This window comes from Chryseobacterium sp. (assembly GCF_045629545.1).
Lineage (GTDB): Bacteria > Bacteroidota > Bacteroidia > Flavobacteriales > Weeksellaceae > Chryseobacterium.
In genome coordinates this window covers 14,422-32,113 of sequence record NZ_JAZQRK010000055.1, presented here as the reverse complement: position 1 = coordinate 32,113, position 17,692 = coordinate 14,422, and the positions used below count along the sequence as shown (strand labels likewise).

At 33.3% G+C, this 17,692-nt stretch carries 21 protein-coding genes; 8 read left to right on the top strand and 13 right to left on the bottom strand.

Annotated elements, in window-relative coordinates; translation table 11 throughout:
* Window positions 1-90: 90 nt before the first annotated feature.
* Both ACKI42_RS13650 and tsaB read left to right on the top strand, forming a co-directional pair.
* Complete coding sequence (locus tag ACKI42_RS13650; RefSeq protein WP_407406127.1) at window positions 91-843, top strand: SDR family NAD(P)-dependent oxidoreductase; 753 nt, start codon at window positions 91-93, stop codon at window positions 841-843.
* Window positions 844-933: 90 nt separating this feature from the next.
* Window positions 934-1,614 carry a tRNA (adenosine(37)-N6)-threonylcarbamoyltransferase complex dimerization subunit type 1 TsaB gene (gene tsaB, locus ACKI42_RS13645; RefSeq protein ID WP_407406126.1) on the top strand — a complete coding sequence of 227 codons (681 nt, stop codon included), beginning with the start codon at window positions 934-936 and terminating at the stop codon, window positions 1,612-1,614.
* A gap of 15 nt (window positions 1,615-1,629) precedes the next feature.
* Here the strand turns inward: tsaB and ACKI42_RS13640 are convergent, their stop codons facing one another.
* The 4 genes from ACKI42_RS13640 to ACKI42_RS13625 form a co-directional block, all read right to left on the bottom strand.
* On the bottom strand, window positions 1,630-4,185 hold the full coding sequence (locus ACKI42_RS13640) for a tetratricopeptide repeat protein (RefSeq protein ID WP_407406125.1): 2,556 nt from the start codon (window positions 4,183-4,185) through the stop codon (window positions 1,630-1,632).
* 86 nt (window positions 4,186-4,271) lie between these two features.
* The gene (locus ACKI42_RS13635) at window positions 4,272-4,826 is read right to left on the bottom strand and encodes a Maf family protein (protein WP_407406124.1); all 555 of its coding nucleotides are present in this window, start codon (window positions 4,824-4,826) and stop codon (window positions 4,272-4,274) included.
* Between the two features lie 12 nt (window positions 4,827-4,838).
* Window positions 4,839-5,357 carry a KdsC family phosphatase gene (locus ACKI42_RS13630; RefSeq protein WP_407406123.1) on the bottom strand — a complete coding sequence of 173 codons (519 nt, stop codon included), beginning with the start codon at window positions 5,355-5,357 and terminating at the stop codon, window positions 4,839-4,841.
* On the bottom strand, window positions 5,347-6,096 hold the full coding sequence (locus ACKI42_RS13625) for a Rossmann-like and DUF2520 domain-containing protein (RefSeq protein ID WP_407406144.1): 750 nt from the start codon (window positions 6,094-6,096) through the stop codon (window positions 5,347-5,349). The genes ACKI42_RS13630 and ACKI42_RS13625 overlap by 11 nt, the downstream gene beginning before the upstream one ends.
* Before the next feature lie 96 nt (window positions 6,097-6,192).
* On the opposite strand from ACKI42_RS13625, the gene ACKI42_RS13620 reads away from it, so the two are divergent.
* The 4 genes from ACKI42_RS13620 (at window position 6,193) to ACKI42_RS13605 (ending at window position 9,017) form a co-directional block, all read left to right on the top strand.
* Window positions 6,193-6,744 carry an RNA polymerase sigma factor gene (locus tag ACKI42_RS13620; RefSeq protein WP_407406122.1) on the top strand — a complete coding sequence of 184 codons (552 nt, stop codon included), beginning with the start codon at window positions 6,193-6,195 and terminating at the stop codon, window positions 6,742-6,744.
* Window positions 6,745-6,759: 15 nt separating this feature from the next.
* Entirely contained in the window at window positions 6,760-7,377 is a 618-nt protein-coding gene (locus ACKI42_RS13615) for a hypothetical protein (RefSeq protein WP_407406121.1), read from the top strand.
* 7 nt (window positions 7,378-7,384) lie between these two features.
* A complete protein-coding gene (locus ACKI42_RS13610; RefSeq protein ID WP_407406120.1) occupies window positions 7,385-7,891 on the top strand; it encodes a hypothetical protein in 507 nt (168 codons plus the stop codon).
* A 112-nt stretch (window positions 7,892-8,003) separates the two neighbouring features.
* Window positions 8,004-9,017 (top strand): hypothetical protein, encoded by a 1,014-nt coding sequence (locus ACKI42_RS13605; protein WP_407406119.1) that lies wholly within the window; start codon window positions 8,004-8,006, stop codon window positions 9,015-9,017.
* A gap of 22 nt (window positions 9,018-9,039) precedes the next feature.
* Here ACKI42_RS13605 and ACKI42_RS13600 read toward each other — a convergent pair whose 3' ends face one another.
* The 5 genes from ACKI42_RS13600 to ACKI42_RS13580 form a co-directional block, all read right to left on the bottom strand.
* Window positions 9,040-9,756, bottom strand: a complete 717-nt coding sequence (locus tag ACKI42_RS13600; RefSeq protein ID WP_407406118.1) for a lycopene cyclase domain-containing protein — start codon at window positions 9,754-9,756, stop codon at window positions 9,040-9,042.
* On the bottom strand, window positions 9,753-10,211 hold the full coding sequence (locus tag ACKI42_RS13595) for a beta-carotene hydroxylase (protein WP_407406117.1): 459 nt from the start codon (window positions 10,209-10,211) through the stop codon (window positions 9,753-9,755). The genes ACKI42_RS13600 and ACKI42_RS13595 overlap by 4 nt, the downstream gene beginning before the upstream one ends.
* Window positions 10,208-10,678 (bottom strand): SRPBCC family protein, encoded by a 471-nt coding sequence (locus ACKI42_RS13590; protein WP_407406116.1) that lies wholly within the window; start codon window positions 10,676-10,678, stop codon window positions 10,208-10,210. The genes ACKI42_RS13595 and ACKI42_RS13590 overlap by 4 nt, the downstream gene beginning before the upstream one ends.
* Window positions 10,679-10,755: 77 nt before the next feature.
* On the bottom strand, window positions 10,756-11,592 hold the full coding sequence (locus tag ACKI42_RS13585) for a phytoene/squalene synthase family protein (RefSeq protein WP_407406115.1): 837 nt from the start codon (window positions 11,590-11,592) through the stop codon (window positions 10,756-10,758).
* Window positions 11,593-11,597: 5 nt separating this feature from the next.
* Entirely contained in the window at window positions 11,598-13,070 is a 1,473-nt protein-coding gene (locus ACKI42_RS13580) for a phytoene desaturase family protein (protein WP_407406114.1), read from the bottom strand.
* Window positions 13,071-13,312: 242 nt separating this feature from the next.
* On the opposite strand from ACKI42_RS13580, the gene ACKI42_RS13575 reads away from it, so the two are divergent.
* The gene (locus ACKI42_RS13575) at window positions 13,313-13,702 is read left to right on the top strand and encodes a DUF2809 domain-containing protein (protein ID WP_407406113.1); all 390 of its coding nucleotides are present in this window, start codon (window positions 13,313-13,315) and stop codon (window positions 13,700-13,702) included.
* Here ACKI42_RS13575 and ACKI42_RS13570 read toward each other — a convergent pair.
* The 4 genes from ACKI42_RS13570 to nth all read right to left on the bottom strand — a co-directional run bounded on the left by ACKI42_RS13570 (window position 13,688) and on the right by nth (window position 17,159).
* Window positions 13,688-14,593 (bottom strand): YARHG domain-containing protein, encoded by a 906-nt coding sequence (locus tag ACKI42_RS13570; protein ID WP_407406112.1) that lies wholly within the window; start codon window positions 14,591-14,593, stop codon window positions 13,688-13,690. The two genes, ACKI42_RS13575 and ACKI42_RS13570, sit on opposite strands and share 15 nt — an antisense overlap.
* Window positions 14,590-15,228: a DUF2306 domain-containing protein gene (locus ACKI42_RS13565; RefSeq protein WP_407406111.1), complete on the bottom strand. Its 639-nt coding sequence runs from the start codon at window positions 15,226-15,228 to the stop codon at window positions 14,590-14,592. Before ACKI42_RS13565 ends, ACKI42_RS13570 begins: the two co-directional genes overlap by 4 nt.
* A gap of 3 nt (window positions 15,229-15,231) precedes the next feature.
* Window positions 15,232-16,434, bottom strand: a complete 1,203-nt coding sequence (locus tag ACKI42_RS13560) for an NAD(P)/FAD-dependent oxidoreductase (RefSeq protein ID WP_407406110.1) — start codon at window positions 16,432-16,434, stop codon at window positions 15,232-15,234.
* 101 nt (window positions 16,435-16,535) lie between these two features.
* Window positions 16,536-17,159, bottom strand: a complete 624-nt coding sequence (gene nth / locus ACKI42_RS13555) for an endonuclease III domain-containing protein (protein WP_407406109.1) — start codon at window positions 17,157-17,159, stop codon at window positions 16,536-16,538.
* 32 nt (window positions 17,160-17,191) lie between these two features.
* Here nth and bcp point away from each other — a divergent pair, with 32 nt between their 5' ends.
* Complete coding sequence (gene bcp, locus ACKI42_RS13550) at window positions 17,192-17,644, top strand: thioredoxin-dependent thiol peroxidase (RefSeq protein ID WP_407406108.1); 453 nt, start codon at window positions 17,192-17,194, stop codon at window positions 17,642-17,644.
* The last annotated feature ends 48 nt before the right edge of the window (window positions 17,645-17,692 follow it).

The following is a 17,692-nucleotide window of genomic DNA, read 5'->3' as shown; positions in this document are numbered from 1 at the left end:
TACTAAAAAATGGAGGTAAGAATAACCCAAAATCCCTAGTTGTCCTTTATATTTGTAATGGATTTACAAACTCTTTTTTTTAAGACCAAAATGAAAACAATACTAATTACAGGCGCAACTTCCGGAATAGGAGAATCTACCGCAGAACTCTTAGCAGCACAAGGAAACAGAATAATCATCTGTGGAAGAAGAGCAGACGCACTACTTGTGTTATCAACGCAACTTTCTACCATTACAGAGGTGGTCACCTTACAATTTGACGTCAGAAATCTACTGGAAGTGGAAAATGCGATAAATTCTCTCCCTGCAAACTGGAAAAAAATTGATGTTTTAATTAATAACGCTGGTAATGCTCATGGTCTAGAACCTCTATCGGAAGGCAAAACTGAAAATTGGGATGCAATGCTGGACGGTAATGTAAAAGGGCTATTATACGTATCCAAAATGATAATCCCAATGATGAAGGATCTTAATAATGGGCACATCATCAATATTAGTTCTGTTGCTGCTAGGCAAACCTACGCCAATGGTGTGGTGTATTGTGCATCTAAAAAAGCAGTAGATGTAATCTCAGAAGGGATGCGTCTAGAACTTACAGAATTTGGCATTAGAGTAACCAACATCCAACCAGGAGCTGTAGAAACAGATTTTTCTTTAATAAGATTTAAAGGAGATCAAGAGCGCGCCGCAACCGTATATGCAGGATATGAACCATTGAAAGCAAACGATGTTGCTGATGCCATTACCTACTGCATCAGTGCTCCAAAGCATGTTACAATTTCAGATATGACCATATATCCTAGCGCACAAAGCGAACCTAGAACTATACATAAAAAAATATAAAGGAATATCACATTTTAAGAACTTTTATAACTCACTAAAAAAGCCATAAATTTGCAACTGCAACAAGATTGCAATATTTAAAAATAAGAAATGAAAATTTTATATCTAGAAACTTCCTCTAAAAATTGTTCTGTAGCCATCTTTGATAATGATATGTTATTATGTGTATCTGAAGAAGTTTCGGAAAACTATAAACAATCTGAAAGCCTACATACATTCGTAGAATGGGCGTTGGAAGGCGCAGAGATTACCTTACAAGACCTCGATGCGGTGTCACTAGGAAAAGGGCCTGGTTCTTACACAGGACTTAGAATAGGCTCTGCTTCTGCAAAAGGATTTTGCTATGGACTGAAAATTCCTCTGATTGCCGTAAATTCTCTAGATAGTATGATAGAACCTTTCTTGGGAAAAGGATATGACTATATTGTACCATTAGTAGACGCAAGAAGAATGGAAGTCTACACCGCAATGTATGATGGTGAAACAGGAGAAGAGATTAGCTCCACTGAAGCAAAAGTTTTAGACGAAACCTCTTTTGCAGAATTGGCAGATAAAAAAGTGCTCTTTGTGGGTGATGGCGCAACCAAAACTAAAGAAATAGTACAACTGCCTAATGCAGAATATAATGCAATAGTTTACCCATCAGCGCAATATTTGGTAAAGAAAACCTTAGAAAAGATAGAGAACAAAGAATTTGAGGATATTGCTTACTTCGAACCCTTTTATCTAAAAGAGTTTCATGGAGTAAAGAAAAAGAAAAGCGAAGAATAGTCTTCGCTTTTTTGTTTACTTTTTGTTTGCAGGTGCTTGTAGCGGTGCGAGCGTTGTACCTTGCACCTCGTTAAATACCGGCTTAGTAGGCATTCCATTATTATTCTGCAGAGAAGCAGGCGGATTGTTGTTTATCTGGTTAATTGGGCTTGCTTGATTTTGTTTTAAAGGCTGGCTCGGTATATTTGGAGCATTCTGTTGCACAACATTTCCATTATTGTCCGTCGTTTGAAATCCTATTTCACTCTTTAGATAATTCAGCATCTCTTTAGCTTTTACTCCTTCTGGAGTTTTAGAATAGTTGAGTACAATTTGTTCCAATTGCAGAATCATCACTTCCTTACCACTTATTTTTCCTGTATTGAAGGCATTAAGTAAATTTAGTTTCGGTACCAAGGCATCTTTAGGAAACTTTTCAAGAGTTTGATTAATCACCTCTTGACTTTCTGCAAATTTTTCAGATTCGAATAAACTAAATGCTCTTTTATACTCACTTTCAACCTCTACAGAAGATTTTACAAACGTACTGTTTTTAGGGTTTCTAGCAAACTCTGCGTAGGATGTATACGGGTATTCTGATAATAAAATTTGTTTTGCTCTTTCTGCCACTTGAGGATTTTTCAGATAGTTCATCGCAAAAATTTCATATAAAGCTTGCAACATGACTTTTTCCTCTGGCTTTACATCCACTAGTTCATATAACGTTTTTGTCGCTAAAGGTGTATTGGTAAAATAATTTTGATACATTATTCCCAGCCCCAAAGATGCAGTATCTCTGTCTTTTTTTAATTGAGATAATTTTGCCACATCTGTAGGGATCTGCTCTATATAATAACTCGGCTCAAAACGACGAGGATTTGGCGCTGTACTGATGCCCAAAGCCGCATTTTTAGCATCAACAATAGAGGTCATTTTTTTGGAGTAACGCCAGTTGTCTATTAGCGCTCTATCGCCCCATACTTGCTTAAAGGTAGAAGAACCTTTGCTGACAGTACCCGTATTTCCAAAATAGAAACCTTTGGCTGTAGTGCCAAAATCTTCAAAAGCGGTAGAGCTATTTGCAAATAATGAATTCGAATTGTAATCACCTGTATCAAAGCCTTTACTTCTTTCTTCTCTTTTTCTTTCTAGCTCTTCCTTCGCTTCTTTAGCTTTAATTTTTTCTATATATTTTGCAAAAAAATCATTTTTCTGAGGCTCAGACATTTTTGCTAGATTCAAGATGCTATCATTTTTTTTTATCAAATAATAGTTCGTAGATATCTTCTTGATATTTTCAGATTGATTTTTTAGTAAGATTTTAGATGGCTCATACGTCATTACAACCAATGCAGAATCATAGTAGGCTCCTGCACCAATATAGTCGTTTTTCGCGAGGTAATTTCTTCCTATTTCATAATATGTAAGCCCTCTTACTTGTGGGTCTGAAACTTTTTCTAATAAAGATTTTTGAAAATACTCTTGAGACTCTGCTGTTTTCCCTGCTTTACCCGCCATAAGACCTAAGGCGTAATAAAATTCATTTTTTCGAGATCCATAAGTTCCCTTCTTGCTTATATTTTCTAAATAATCCTTGGCTCCGTCATAGTTTCCCCTGCCATTAAAGGTTTTAGCAATTTCGATTTGAGATTTTACTTCAAATTCAAAATCATTGGCATACTTATATGCATCTACAAAGCTTTCTCTTGCAAGCTCATTCTTGTTTTGTTCCTGATAAATTTGCCCTCTTAAAAACGCAATTCTACTTTTTAGTTTTCTATTGTTATTAATCTCAAAAGCACGGCTCAATTCTCGTACAGCTTCCTCCTTCTTACCAGCATCTAATAGAGATTCTGCATAGTAGATGCTTAACAATTTTTCATGCGTTTTGCTTATCCCATCGCTTTTTAGTTTAGCAAAAATTTCATCAGATTTGTGGTAATTTTTTATTTGAGAATAGGCTAATCCCTCATATACTCTAGCCAAAGGAATTCTTTTGTCATCCTTCATATGAGTAAATACATAGTTCAGCGCGTCTATTGCTTGTAGAGATTTGCCTTGGTAGATTCTTGCTTGTGCCAAAATCATGTAAGCATCAAATATGGTTTTATTTTTCTCAGATCCTTTTTTTATAACCGAATATTTTCCGATGGCCTTTAAAGCTTTTGCTTCTGCTATCTCTAATGCTGTTGCCCCTTTATTAACCTCATCATTAGGGTTAGAAGGAACTCCATTAGCATTAGCTTGTGCAAAGGGTGTAGAAGGCATACCTCCTTTGTTATTGGCAGGTTGACGATTGATTTCTCCCATTTTTACAGAATTTTCTGCAAATGCTGAAGACTGACCCAGATCACTTCCCAAAGGTTGATCCTCATAGGTTAGAATAGGAATATAGGGTGCATAGAAATTGTCTTTATGTGCAACATCTCTACTCGTGAACTCGCTATTCAGTGCATCTTTTGCATTAAATAATGTGTTGTAGTAGGTAGAAAAGCCTTTTAGAAACTTAGATCGTTGTTCAGGTTTCTTTACTTTTGTACCACAAGAAACAACAATGATTGCAGCTAAGAGGAATAGAATATTTTTTTTCATTATTCAATATAACTTGCTAATCTACTTTTTATTGTAAAGAAGATTGATGATTTTGTAAAAATAACAAAATTTTGTGGGGTAATTATTTATATTTCTTTTAAAATTTTGTAAACCAAGTGGGTAGGCAATCCCATAATGGTGTAGTAACTGCCAGCTATTTTTTTAATTTTTGCCATCCCCAGCCATTCTTGCACTCCATAGCTACCTGCTTTATCATAAGGTTTGTAGTTTTCTATATAAAAATTCATTTCTTCATCAGAAAGTATATCCAACTCTACATGGGCAACATCTGTTTCTGTGATTGTTTTTTGTGTAGTCCTAATGGTAATTCCTGTGTATACTTGGTGTGTAGTACCCGATAGTTTTTTCAACATTGCTTTGGCGTCTGCTTCATCTTTTGGTTTCCCTAGTACTGTATTATCTATTGCAACTACCGTATCCGACGTCAAAAGAACCTCATCTTGGTTGAATGTTCCGTAGGCATTGGATTTTAATAAAGACAGATAAGCAGCTGCATCTTCTATGCTTATTTCTTCGGGTAATATTTCTTCACAGTCGATTTTTACCACTTCAAACTCGAATCCTAGACTTGCTAATAATTCTTTTCTTCTTGGCGATTGTGAGGCTAAAAGTATCTTCATTTTTATTTTAAATTATACAGATTGTGTATTATCATCGTGCCATTTTCCTTGCACCTTCATTACTTGTTCTATTACATCTCTCACGGCTCCACTTCCACCTTTGGTGGGAGAAATATAATCTGCAATCGCTTTTATCTCTGGTACTGCATTTTCGGGGCATGCACCGATGGCAGAACTATTCATAATATGCAAATCTGGGAGATCGTCTCCCATGGTAAGAATTTCTTCGTTTTTTAAATGATGTTTTGCTTTAAAATCTTCAAAATCCAACATTTTGTTTGGTGATTTTGCATAATAATCTGTTATTCCTAGATAGTTGATTCTATGTTTCACCATTTCGTCATTACCACCAGTTATCACACCAATGGTATAACCATTTTTTATAGCTTTTACCACTGCATATCCGTCTAATACATTCATGACGCGGCTCATATGTCCTCTAGGCATTAGATATACACTTCCGTCTGTAAAAACGCCATCTACATCAAATACAAAGGCTTTTATATCCTTCAATTTTTCTTTATAACTCATACATTGTTTTTATAGAGCGATTCATTGTATTATATATTTTCAAACTTTCATCTTCTAGAAGTTGCTGATGAAGTTGTAGCACACGTTCATCGTTTCTCACAGCAGGACCAGTCTGTGCCACTTTGGGTTCTATTTCGTGGATTTTCTTTACCGTTTCGTCTATTAATGGTAAAAAATAATTGAAAGGTATTTCTTGTCCATCAGATATTTCTTTTGCTTTGGTGAAAAGATGATTTACAAAATTGCAAGCAAAAACAGCGGTAAGATGGATGTATTTCCTTTTTTCATGCGTACTTTCCATTACATTAGAAGATACTTTTGAAGCTAAATCTAATAGCGTTTTTTTATCCTGATTATCTTCAGTTTCTACAAAAAATGGAATTTTTTCGTAGTCTAATTCTTTTTGTTTAGAAAAGGTTTGAAGCGGGTAAAAACTTGCTTTACGGTACGCTCCTACCAATACTTCTTTGGGTAAAGAACCAGAAGTATGCGCTACCAAGCAATCTTTTTTAGTAATAAGCGTTGAAACTAGGTCTACAGATTGATCGCTTACACAGATGATATATAAATCTGCATCTTCTAATTGATCTGTAGAATAAGGAATGGATAATTCTTGATTTATTTTTTCTAAATCTCCCTTATTTCTCCCGAATATCTGTGCTATGGGAATTTTTTTTTGATTGAAAGCTTTCGCGAGATGATACGCCACATTTCCCGAACCTATGATAACAATTTGCATCTCACAAAGATAAGATATTATGATATTTGGACTCAAAATTGAATAACATTTTTAACTTTTAGATATTTTTGTAATCAAAACCAATGAAAGCATCTTATGAAGACTAATGACGTAGAGATTATTGCTCTTATGCAAAACCCACGAACTCTTGAAAAAGGGACTCGGGCGATGATGGATGCATACCAAAGTAGGCTGTATTGGCATATTAGAAGAATTGTGGTAGATGGCAATCTCGCCCAAGATACTACACAAGAAACTTTTATTAAAGCATATCAAAATTTTCATCAATTTAAAAATGATAGTCAGCTGTATACTTGGTTATACAGAATTGCGACTAATGAAGCATTGCAACAAATAAATAAGTTAAAAAAAATGCAAAAAACTGATGAAGATCCAGATTATTATATGCAAAATCTAGTGGCAGATAATGCAGTAAGTGATGCCGAAGAAATACAGATTATTTTGCAAAAAGCAATACAAAGTCTGCCAGAAAAGCAGAAACTAGTATTTACAATGCGATATTATGATGATTTGCCTTACGAAGAAATATCTAAAATTGTAGATATGTCTGTAGGAACTTTGAAGACCAATTATCATTACGCAAAGCAAAAGATAGAAGAGTACATAAAAGCAAATTATGAGAAATAATTTTTTGAGTAAATAATGATGAAAGATTTTGATTTAGACAATTTAGAACGCAAAAATATTTTTAAAGTTTCTGATGATATGTTCGAAAATATTCAGGCTAAAGTATTAGATAATAATTCTTCTAGCTTAGATATCGACTGTATAGAGCGTAAAAATATATATAAGAAGTCTCACAATTTATTTGAGGAAATACAGAATAATGTGTTGAAGGAAATAAAAGTAGAGAAGAAAGCTCCGATTTTTAATTTGAAGTGGACGTATGCTGTAGCTGCATCTTTGGCGCTACTATTTGGATCTGCATATTTGTATAATACCAATGATACCAATGGACTGTATAATGCCAAAGCCTATGCTGTAACCACCAATGATAAAACGGAAAGTGAAGTTGCCTTAGAAACATTGGAAAACGATTTAACTTCAGTTGAAAATAATAATCATAAAGAAGAAAATGGCAGCATCAATACAATTGCCTCTATTCCTGAGAAGAAAGAAGTAAAAAAAATAGCACTGAAACCAGTGTTGAAGCAGACAGAAGCTCAGATGGTAGAATATTTAGATTCTTTTACCAGTTCTGAAATTGAAGATTTGGCTACCAATTCTACTCAAGATGTCTATTTGGATTTATATAATTAATACAAAAATGAAAAAATTATTATTTGGTTTTCTTATCCTAACAGGTTTTGCGCTACAAGCACAAAAGATAAACTATGATTGGAAAAATATGAGTTTCAAGCAGCGCCAGGAAGCACTAAGTACTTTTTCACCAGAAGAAAGAAAAAATCTTCTTATGCAATTTAGAAACAATATGGTGTTAGAAAGTTTGGATATCGATGGTAAAAACAAAACAGAATTTACGGCGATCTACAATGAATATCTAGCCAACCAAAAAAAGATAAAAAGCGAATTTAATCCTCATTTTAATGCAGATGCATTATCCGAGGATGAAGCCAAGCAAAAATTAATACAGAGTTTTGACATAGGGCAAAAGTTGCTTGATAATAGAAAAAAATATGCTGAGAAAATGCAGCAGATTATCCCGTCGCAAAAAGTTTTAAAGCTTTTTAATACTGAGGCGATGATGAGAGATAAAATGAATGAAAGAAAACCTCACGATGGTAAAAATACCACTGCGAGAAAATCCCCATAATAGTTTATTTTTTTTAATGTTTGAACGACTCTTACAAATTATTTTGTAAGAGTCGTTTGGTTTATAATAAACCTATGGTATAAAAGTTATATTTTTGGAGAAAATCATTTTAATGAAAAAAATTTTATTCTTATTGATGCTTTCTTGTGTATTGAGCGCTCAAAAAACTCAAACAATTCCTTTAAAGCAAAGTATTAAAGATAAAAAAAAGACCGCAAAATCTTTAACGGTTTTAGATCTTAGAGCAGATAAAACTATTGGTGCTATAACCCACAATAAAGAATTGTATGACATAAAATTTGAAAATGATAGTATTGCGCATTTGGTAGAAAAATGGTTTTTGGAAGACAATAAAACACTTGGATACAAAGACATTGTACTCGTGATAAAAAAATTGAAAGCGTATGATGAAATAACGGGTAAAACACGTACAGCAAAAATAAATTTGGAGTTTGCGAGTTTCTTGAAGAAAAATGATAAATATTATTTTGTAGAAAGAACCCAGAAAATATTGTCTTCTAGCTTGCATCCCAATAGCGAGATACACAAGCTTACTGCCTATAAAATTGGGGTTGCAATGAGCAAAATTATTACAGATTCTTATGAGCATGTAGAAGAAAAGCTACCCTTAGAATTTTCGGACCTCAATAATTATGAAGAAGTTTTCAAGAAACAAAATGTGGCAATTCAGGCTCCTACTTTAGTAGATGGCATTTATGAGACTTACGAAACCTTTTCCAAACAAGTGCCAAATGCAGAATTAAAATTAAAAAAGAATAAGAAAGGCGAAGTGACAAGTTTTAGAGATGATGAAGATTATAAAGTATCTAGTTCTAAAATATATGCCTATGTAGAAGATGGAATTCCGTATAAAGTAACAGCAGTTGGTTTTATGGAAATGATGAGGGATGGACGTGGATTTTATATTATCTCTTCTAAAGAAGAATTGTTTCCAAAGAACAACAACTCAGCCATTATTGTTGGTGCTGCTTTCGGAGGTATTGGTGGCGCTGTAGCAGGTATTATCATCAATAGTGCAATGGCAAAAAAGAGAAAAGCCGAGGGAGAAAATCTCTATAATGTATACCTAGACACTTTCACTGGAGATTTCGTTTTTGATAAATAAAAAAATAGAAGATCAATGTAAATTATCGTTGGATGTGAGACTCAACGATTTTTTCTTTTTTAGATTTAAATTTAATAAAAAAATAAAGCACCAACAGAAACTGAGAATATCCATACACTGCATCTTCTATAGGAATTGTGAGCATTCTGATACCTAAAAAATCTTTAGGATTATAATTGACAATAGGAGAAGGCAAACCCGTACCTGTAAGAATACCATTCACCGGAAAAAAGCCAAGCATCAAAATGGTATACACCCAAGAAGCCTTGCCCAACCAGCTTACACGCGCTACAAAATGAAGATAAATAACCGTGAAAATAGTTACCAATGCTGTTACCAAAGTATAAATTTTATCGTAGTGTAATAACGCAACTACCGAACAGACAATAATTGTGACAAAAGCAATGATATTATTAAATCCTTGTAACCAATTTAATTTGAAAAACTTAGTGATACAAAAATAGGTGAACTGACTAGAAAAAGGAATACATATAAAAAACAACCATTCTTCTACGGGCAATCCAAATAGGGAAAAACCAAGTGTATATTGAGTATCAAACCACCAAACACCTTTTGAGGTAAACCAAATATCCCATATGATAAAAGGAACTGCCACCAATATTGAGGCTTTCAGGAAGGATAAAATATGATGATCAAACCGTATTCTTTTGTCGAATGAAGCTATAAAACAAATGATAACTGTGAAAAATAGTACAAGTGCGTAGGTGTAAGATATCATTTTTTCTCGGTATTAAAATACATTTTATAATATTTCATGGGTACATATAAAAACCCAAAACATTCTCCCTTATCCTTAGTAATATGCTTATGATGCTGTTTGTGAGCTCTTCTAAGAGCCAGAAAATATGGCTTTTTAGTTTTAGAAAAAACCTTCAATCTTTGGTGAATAAAAATATCGTGTACAAAAAAATATGCCATGCCATACACCATAATTCCCAAACCAATATAGAAGACATAATTGAAGTTTTCTAAGGAGCCAAAATACATCAAAGCAATAGTAGGAATGGCGAATATAACGAAGAAGTAATCATTTTTCTCCAAATTTCCTTCGTTGCTATGATCATGGTGATCTTTGTGTAAAAACCATAGAAATCCGTGCATTATATATTTATGAATGAGCCATGTAGCACCTTCCATTAAGATAAATGTAGCCAAAGCAATAAAGAAATTCATGCTTGTTGTTTATGATTAAATTTTTCATCCAAAACCAATCTTCGGAAATTGAAAATGCCTTCTAATTTCTTTTTCACGAATAAACCATGTACCCAATCGCCTAAAATTCCCATTGGAAGTTCATAATCCACGGTATCTTTTACCAATACCCCCTTCTCGTTGGGGATAAACTCATGAAAGTGATGCCAATAAGCATACGGTCCTTTTTCCTGAAAATCTGTAAAACTTTTCATCCAATCTACTTGGGTTATTTTTGTTCTCCATTTAAGCGGAATTTTTAAAATAGGAGAAACGGTATAATCTATAATCATTCCTTCAAAAATAGGAACATCATTAGTATCCGAAAGTACTATAAAACCCATGTCGTCTGGCGTTATTTTAGCAAGATTTCCTGGGTTAGAAAAAAACTCCCAAGCGGTATCCAAATCGCAATTCACTTGCTGTTCTCTGTAGAGTTGGTATCTCATTTCTTTTTAATTTTAATTAAAATTTTCGACTGTATTTTTCATTTAAATATAAAAATAAGAATTTGAAAAATATTCTACTACAAATAGGCAGTTTTGTATCTAATATAGCTTTTTACGGCTACAAATGCTTTCTGAGAATTGGCCACCCGTACTCTATTTGCCAATATATCCAGAGAAGATTTTTTTTTGATCTTATGAAATAAGGATAGATAATATTTGTAAGCTAAATAAACCCCAAATTTTGCTGAATTGGGCAACAGCTGTATCCCAAGTAGTGCTTCTTTGAATTCTGCCTCTATCTCTTTCTCTATTTCTGCTTTCACCCGATTATCAAATACATCCATATCGATATTAGGAAAATAAGAACGTCCCAAAGTTTGATAATCATCTTTTAGATCTCGCAAAAAATTAATTTTCTGGAATGCAGATCCCAATTTCATGGCATAAGGCTTGAGTTTTTTATATTGCTTTTCATCCCCCTCGGTGAAAACCTGCAAACACATCAAACCTACCACTTCTGCCGAACCGAAAATATATTCTTTATACAAATCTGAATTGTAATCTATCTTTTGAAGATCCATCTCCATACTATGCAAAAACCTATCGATAAGCGCTACATCAATCTTATAATAGTGCACAGTGTGCTGAAAAGATTGCATAAGAGGATTTAGTGATATCTTTTCTTCTAACGCTGTATACGTCTCTATCTTTAGCCTAGCTAATAATTTTTCTTTATCATAATCATGGAAACTATCTACAATCTCATCGGCTAGTCTTACATATCCATAGATGGCATAGATCGCCTTGCGAATAGATGGCCTGAGTGCCAAAATCCCTAATGAAAAACTGGTGCTGTATTTTTCTGTAGTAATCTTACTTACCGAGTAAGAAAGATCATCAAATAGTTGTTTCATACGTTTTAGAATTTTATTTTACACAATTCTCGGGCAGCAATTTTACCCGAAATAATAGAAGGCGGTACGCCAGGGCCGGGCACTGTAAGCTGACCCATATACAGAAGATTAACAAGTTTCTTATTTCTAAGCTTAGGTTTCAGAACTGCAGTTTGAGAAAGAGTATTTGCCAAACCGTAGGCGTTACCACCATAAGCATTATAATCTTCTACAAAATCACTTACACAGTAGCTTCTTTTGTATTCTATTTTCAAAAGTAAATTTGAAGTGCCCGTAAGTTTTTCAACTCTTGAAAGCATTTCAATTAAATATTTTTCTCGTGTTTCTTCATCATCCGAAATACCAATAGCCAAAGGCATCAATAGAAAAAGATTCTCCTTACCTTTCGGAGCTACATTATCGTCTGTTTTGGAAGGACAACAAGCATAAAACAAAGGTTTTTCTGGCCATTTTTTATTTCCATAAATGCAATCTATATGCTCATCAAGATCATTTTCGAAAAATAAAGTATGATGTTTTAAATTCGGAATTGTTTCATTGATCCCCAAATAATAGATTAAACAAGAAGGTGCAAAAGTTCTGCTTTCCCAATATTCTTCATTGTAATTTCTATAGTCTTTATCCAACAAGGATTCTGTATGGTGATAATCTGAAGATGCGATAATAGCGTCAAATTCTATATTTTCTCCATTGATGGTAAGCGAATTTACTTTCTCGTTGTAAACATTTATTTTTTCAACATTTTTATTAAAATGAAAGTGCGCGCCTTGTTTTTCTGCCACATCTTTCATTGCCAAAACCAATTGATAAAAACCACCCAAAGGATAATGGGTTCCTAGCGCATAGCCTCCGTAATTCATTAAACTGTACATTGCAGGAATATTTTTGGGTGATGCACCAAGAAATATAACAGGAAATTCCATTAAAGTTCTTAGTTTTTTATCCTTAAAATATTGCGCTACATACGTTCTAAAATTACTTAGCAAATCCAGCTTCAAAGCACTTCTAGCAATGGTAGGAGATGCGAATTCTAACCAATTGTAAGAAGGTTTGTTTACAAAATCTTTCATGCCTACTTCATACTTAAATTTGGCAGATTTCATAAATTTTTCCAACTGCAAACCAGCACCTTTTTCAATAGTCTCGAAAACAGTTTTTAGCTCTTCCATATTTTCAGGAACCTCCATCTTTTCCTCAGAAAAAATCATTTCAAATTGAGGATTAAGTGAAATAAGAGTGTAAAAATCTGATGTTTTATATCCAAAATCAGCAAAAAAACCATCCATAATATCGGGCATCCAATACCAGCTTGGTCCCATGTCAAAGGTATATCTTTGGTCTGTAGAAAATTGTCTCGCTCTTCCGCCTGCTTGACTATGTTTTTCGAAAACATGCACGTCGTAGCCAGCTTTTGCAGCAAAAGCAGCAGCAGATAAACCTGAAAAACCAGAACCAATAATGGCAATTTTTTTACTCATTTAGATTTCTATTTTTTTATATTTTTCGTGTTTTTATTGTTTTTAATCTATCAAAACAGAATAACGAAAATTATATGGATGTTAACCTATCTTATAAAATCCTATTTTTTATTTTAAAAATAAGGAATTTAGTTATTAATTTATATAAATATAGGTTAAAAATATTACACTTTTATATTTTAACAAAAATTAATTAAATTAGACAAATAGAGGTATATTTATAAATCGGAATTCAAAAAAACATGAAAATAAAATTCAGCTTACAATATCTTTTGCGCACCCTATTGTTTTTCATCATTGAAGTTTTAATAGCAACTATTTGGAAAGATATTTTCTTTGTCAGAGCCTATTTGGGCGATGTAATTGTGGTTGTTTTTCTTTATACTTTGGTGAAGAGTTTTGTAATAGTTGATAACAAAAAGCTAATTATTGGATTGTTTGTTTTCTCATGTACGATAGAATTTGCGCAATACTTTCATATTGCAACAAAATTAGGCTTCCAACCAGGAAGCCTAATGTATATCGTTATCGGAAATTCTTTCTCTTGGATTGATATTTTGTGTTATGGTGTGGGATGCATTATTTTGTGGATCATCAATCTTGCTCCAAAAATTACATTATCTCCCGAATGAGTCGTATTTATCTTCTGCATACTGTATAAAACGATTCAGAACTACTATATTTTCTTTTTCTAGCGGAGTAAGTTCGCTATCTACGTTATTAGAAACCGGAATATACCAATCTGTACTCTCGAAAAAATTACGATAAGTTTCCTTTTTAAAAGAATAACCATGTCTCGCAAATACTGAGTTTTTGATGATTTCTAAGTCCAATTTTCTAAGATTCTTTACGTCCTTTTCTGTGATCTTTTGCTTGGAGGCATTAAGGGTGAAAACTCCATCTGAAGCTACTCTATTCTTAGACAAAGTATACGTTTCAGTTTTCCCCTCATTATCAGTATATTTCTCAATAAAATCTTTAGAATTACTCCAATCTATCAATTCAGAATTTTCATCCAACATAAAATTAGGATTATAGACAAAATCCTTTTTGATCAATTTGAGTTTTTTGTTAGGTATTTTTACTGCGGTTTTCTTGAAAGCCATCCAATTTCCAACCAAACTATCATTTTTCAGTTTCACTTCAAATCTACCATCGGTTTTATCATCACCAGGCTCATCTAATATAAAAGATTTTGCAGTTGAATTAAATATCCCTCTGAAAGGCCTTTGTGTACCATTGGTTATACTTTGTCCGTATACGCTATCATTGGAAATTCTATTGATTTTCAGGGTAATATGTTTTGTTTGAACATCATCATAATATTCTTGCGATTCTTCGCTATAAACGTTTTCTGTCCCAATAAAATCGCCAGTATACAAGCCATAATATTCTTGATGAGTTTCTGCAACCTTCACAGAATCTTTGGAAGCATTTGTGCTACTTTTTTCTGGTTTTTCTTTTTTACAACTTACTAAAGCTATTGCAAATAAGCTTACGAAGGCTAATTTTACTATTCTCATAGGTGTTTTTTTCTTATTAAATATTCTATCAAAAGTATGTTCGGTACCCAACCTAGCCAAGCTATAATTTGGTAAACATCTAGTGGATTTGGGTGGAATAAATATACAATAAAAACCTTCCACATTCTCAACGTTAGTGCAGATAAAGTAAGTGCAAAACTTCTCCACATCCATTGTTTGTGCAATGAAAATTGTTTGATTTTGGCGTATTTATAAGCTTTATACGAAGAAAACCACCAAAAAAATCCCAATATAACGAATGAAAATTTAGAAAAAAATCCTCCATTGGCATAGAAGCCCATATAAATTCCGGAAGGTGCGGAAAACAATAATAAAAGAAATAAATAAAGCTTGCCTACATTTTTATGTAAATTTCTAATGCCAAAATCTTTTCTTAGAATGGCAAAAAATCCAGCAATCATCACGAAAATACTGGTGTAGACGTGGGTGTAAAAAAGCCAGAGATATTCTGGTCTCTCTCCTACTTCCGTTTGCTTAATCATCAAAAAACTTACGTTTTTATCCAACGGAATATACTCCAAAGTAATTTTAAACATGAGCCCAAAAAAATAAACAAACCCTACTATCAAAAAGGATTTCAGAAGATTAAGCTTATTTTTTTTAGCAAAAATCATGATTTATTTTGAGTTTAAATCTTGCGCAATAAGCCAAGCTTCACTCCAACATGCCTGAAAATTGAAACCACCCGTTACGGCATCAATATTCAGAACTTCACCTGCAATGTAGAAATTGGGTAGGAGTTTTGAAGTCATATTTTTGAAATTAATTTCTTTCAAATCTACTCCACCTGCAGTTACAAATTCGTCTTTGAAAGTTGATTTACCAGTAACTTTAAAATTTTTCTTGCACAAATTAGTCAAAATCGTTTCCATTTCTTTTCCAGATAAATTAGCGATTTGCTTGTTTAGATCCACTTTAGAAACTTCCAAAATTCGTTGCCAAAATCTGTTGGTAACATCAAATATTTTAGATTGACCGATTGATTTTTTCGGATTTGAAATTTTAAAATTTTGAAATTGTTCCTCTGCATCTTCCCATTCCATCGAAGTAAAATTAACTTCAATATCAAAATTGTATTTTACTTTTGCCAAATTTATGGCTTCCCAAGCAGATATTTTAAGAATAGCAGGACCAGAAAGTCCCCAATGAGTAATTAATAATGGTCCACTTTCTTCAGTTTTTAAGGTAGGAATAGAAGTTTCTGCATTTTCAAAACTTGTACCTGCCAAATCTTTTAGTAAGTCATCTTTGATGTTAAAGGTGAAAAGAGAAGGTACTAGATCTATAACTTTATGACCTAGGTTCTGAATCATTTTTAAAGATTTCGGCGAACTTCCTGTAGAATAAACCACAAAATCAGCCTGAAAATCTCCAAGACTTGTTTTTACAATGTATTTATCATCCGCTTTTTCAATTTCTTTTACAGAACATTTCGTTTTCACATCCACATTCTTTTTTTGTATTTCTGCAAGAAAAGTATTGATAATTGTTCGAGAGGAATTGCTTTCTGGGAAAACTCTATTATCTTTTTCAATCTTTAACGAAACCTTACGTTGATCAAACCAATCCATCGTATCGCCTGGTTGAAATTTGGTAAATACACTTAATAATTCTTTGTTACCGCGAGGATAGAATTGCACCAATTCTTTAGGATCAAAACACGCATGAGATACGTTGCAACGACCTCCACCAGAGATTTTTACTTTTTGTAAAACGTCAGAGTTTTGTTCTAAAATGGTGATTTTATATTTTTTTTCCTCCAAATTTGCTGCACAGAAAAAACCAGCTGCTCCCCCTCCAATAATGATAATTTGCTTCATATTCTTACTCATCTATTAACCAAGATTATTTTTGCCAAAAGTACAATAATTATCATAGAGCAAAGATTTTCTATTTCTATATCGCGGGAAAAGTGAATTCGTTATTTGGGGTCAAAAAGCATTGCTGTGATAAAGTCTTTATCTTTTTTTCCTCTTGCTGGAGAATATTCTCTTCCATAAAAAATAATTTGAAGATGAAGATCATTCCAATGCTCTTTTTTCCAAAGTTTCTTTGCATCCCTTTCGGTTTCTACTACATTTTTTCCTGAAGTCAATTTCCATTGCGTCATTAATCGGTGGATGTGGGTGTCTACAGGAAATGCAGGAAATCCAAAAGCCTGACTCATTACGACAGAAGCTGTTTTGTGCCCTACTCCAGGGAGTTCCTCCAATTCTTCATACGTTTGCGGAATAATCCCATTATATTTTCGTAAAAGCAGTTCTGCCATAGCTTTCAGATTTTTGGCTTTGGTATTAGAAAGCCCGATTTCTTTTATTAATTCTTTAATTTCTGCTACTTCAAGCTGAGCCATTTTTTCTGGAGTTCCTGCCACTTCAAAAAGATAAGGCGTTACCTGATTTACTTTTTTATCGGTTGTTTGAGCCGAAAGTGCCACCGCAACTGTTAAAGTAAAAGGATCTGAATGATCTAAAGGAATGGGTACCTCTGGATATAATTTCGAAAGCTCTGCTCTTACCAATTCTGCTCTTTGCTTTTTTGTCATTTTACTACTAAATTTGAGCAAAAATAAGCAATATGTTACAAGTTGGAGATCATTTACCAAGTTTTGAAGAACTCAATCAGGATGGTAAAACGATAAAATCTACAGATTTTTTAGGCAAAAAACTCGTTATTTTCTTTTATCCGCAGGCAGGTACACCCACTTGTACGGTAGAGGCTTGCAATATTAGAGATCATTACGATGCTTTGGTAAAAGAGGGGTATCAAATTTTAGGAATAAGCGGAGATGGGGTTCAGAAACAAAAGAAATTCCATGCAAAACACCACTTTCCCTATCCTTTACTGGCTGATGAAAACCATGTCATCATTGAAAATTTTGGAATTTGGAGAGAGAAAAAAAATTTTGGGAAAACTTATATGGGAACTGTGAGAACGACTTTTATCTTCAATGAAGAAGGAATTTGTACGAGAGTGATAGAAAAAGTAACTTCCAAAACTGCCGCAGAACAAATTTTAGAACAAATTTGAATTATAAAAAAAGTAAGTTGACTCAGTTGTAAAATAATGAATCAACTT

Coding starts and splice junctions, on each gene's coding strand:
- bcp (WP_407406108.1), top strand. CDS start 17,192: ATGTTACAAGTTGGAGATCATTTACCAAGTTTTGAAGAACTCAATCAG.
- ACKI42_RS13575 (WP_407406113.1), top strand. CDS start 13,313: ATGAAAATAAAATTCAGCTTACAATATCTTTTGCGCACCCTATTGTTT.
- ACKI42_RS13600 (WP_407406118.1), bottom strand. CDS start 9,756: ATGATATCTTACACCTACGCACTTGTACTATTTTTCACAGTTATCATT.
- ACKI42_RS13610 (WP_407406120.1), top strand. CDS start 7,385: ATGAAAAAATTATTATTTGGTTTTCTTATCCTAACAGGTTTTGCGCTA.
- ACKI42_RS13565 (WP_407406111.1), bottom strand. CDS start 15,228: ATGATTTTTGCTAAAAAAAATAAGCTTAATCTTCTGAAATCCTTTTTG.
- ACKI42_RS13635 (WP_407406124.1), bottom strand. CDS start 4,826: ATGAAGATACTTTTAGCCTCACAATCGCCAAGAAGAAAAGAATTATTA.
- ACKI42_RS13595 (WP_407406117.1), bottom strand. CDS start 10,211: ATGAATTTCTTTATTGCTTTGGCTACATTTATCTTAATGGAAGGTGCT.
- ACKI42_RS13650 (WP_407406127.1), top strand. CDS start 91: ATGAAAACAATACTAATTACAGGCGCAACTTCCGGAATAGGAGAATCT.
- ACKI42_RS13585 (WP_407406115.1), bottom strand. CDS start 11,592: ATGAAACAACTATTTGATGATCTTTCTTACTCGGTAAGTAAGATTACT.
- ACKI42_RS13630 (WP_407406123.1), bottom strand. CDS start 5,357: ATGAGTTATAAAGAAAAATTGAAGGATATAAAAGCCTTTGTATTTGAT.
- ACKI42_RS13620 (WP_407406122.1), top strand. CDS start 6,193: ATGAAGACTAATGACGTAGAGATTATTGCTCTTATGCAAAACCCACGA.
- ACKI42_RS13615 (WP_407406121.1), top strand. CDS start 6,760: ATGATGAAAGATTTTGATTTAGACAATTTAGAACGCAAAAATATTTTT.
- ACKI42_RS13625 (WP_407406144.1), bottom strand. CDS start 6,096: ATGCAAATTGTTATCATAGGTTCGGGAAATGTGGCGTATCATCTCGCG.
- nth (WP_407406109.1), bottom strand. CDS start 17,159: ATGACAAAAAAGCAAAGAGCAGAATTGGTAAGAGCAGAGCTTTCGAAA.
- tsaB (WP_407406126.1), top strand. CDS start 934: ATGAAAATTTTATATCTAGAAACTTCCTCTAAAAATTGTTCTGTAGCC.
- ACKI42_RS13590 (WP_407406116.1), bottom strand. CDS start 10,678: ATGAGATACCAACTCTACAGAGAACAGCAAGTGAATTGCGATTTGGAT.
- ACKI42_RS13560 (WP_407406110.1), bottom strand. CDS start 16,434: ATGAAGCAAATTATCATTATTGGAGGGGGAGCAGCTGGTTTTTTCTGT.
- ACKI42_RS13640 (WP_407406125.1), bottom strand. CDS start 4,185: ATGAAAAAAAATATTCTATTCCTCTTAGCTGCAATCATTGTTGTTTCT.
- ACKI42_RS13570 (WP_407406112.1), bottom strand. CDS start 14,593: ATGAGAATAGTAAAATTAGCCTTCGTAAGCTTATTTGCAATAGCTTTA.
- ACKI42_RS13605 (WP_407406119.1), top strand. CDS start 8,004: ATGAAAAAAATTTTATTCTTATTGATGCTTTCTTGTGTATTGAGCGCT.
- ACKI42_RS13580 (WP_407406114.1), bottom strand. CDS start 13,070: ATGAGTAAAAAAATTGCCATTATTGGTTCTGGTTTTTCAGGTTTATCT.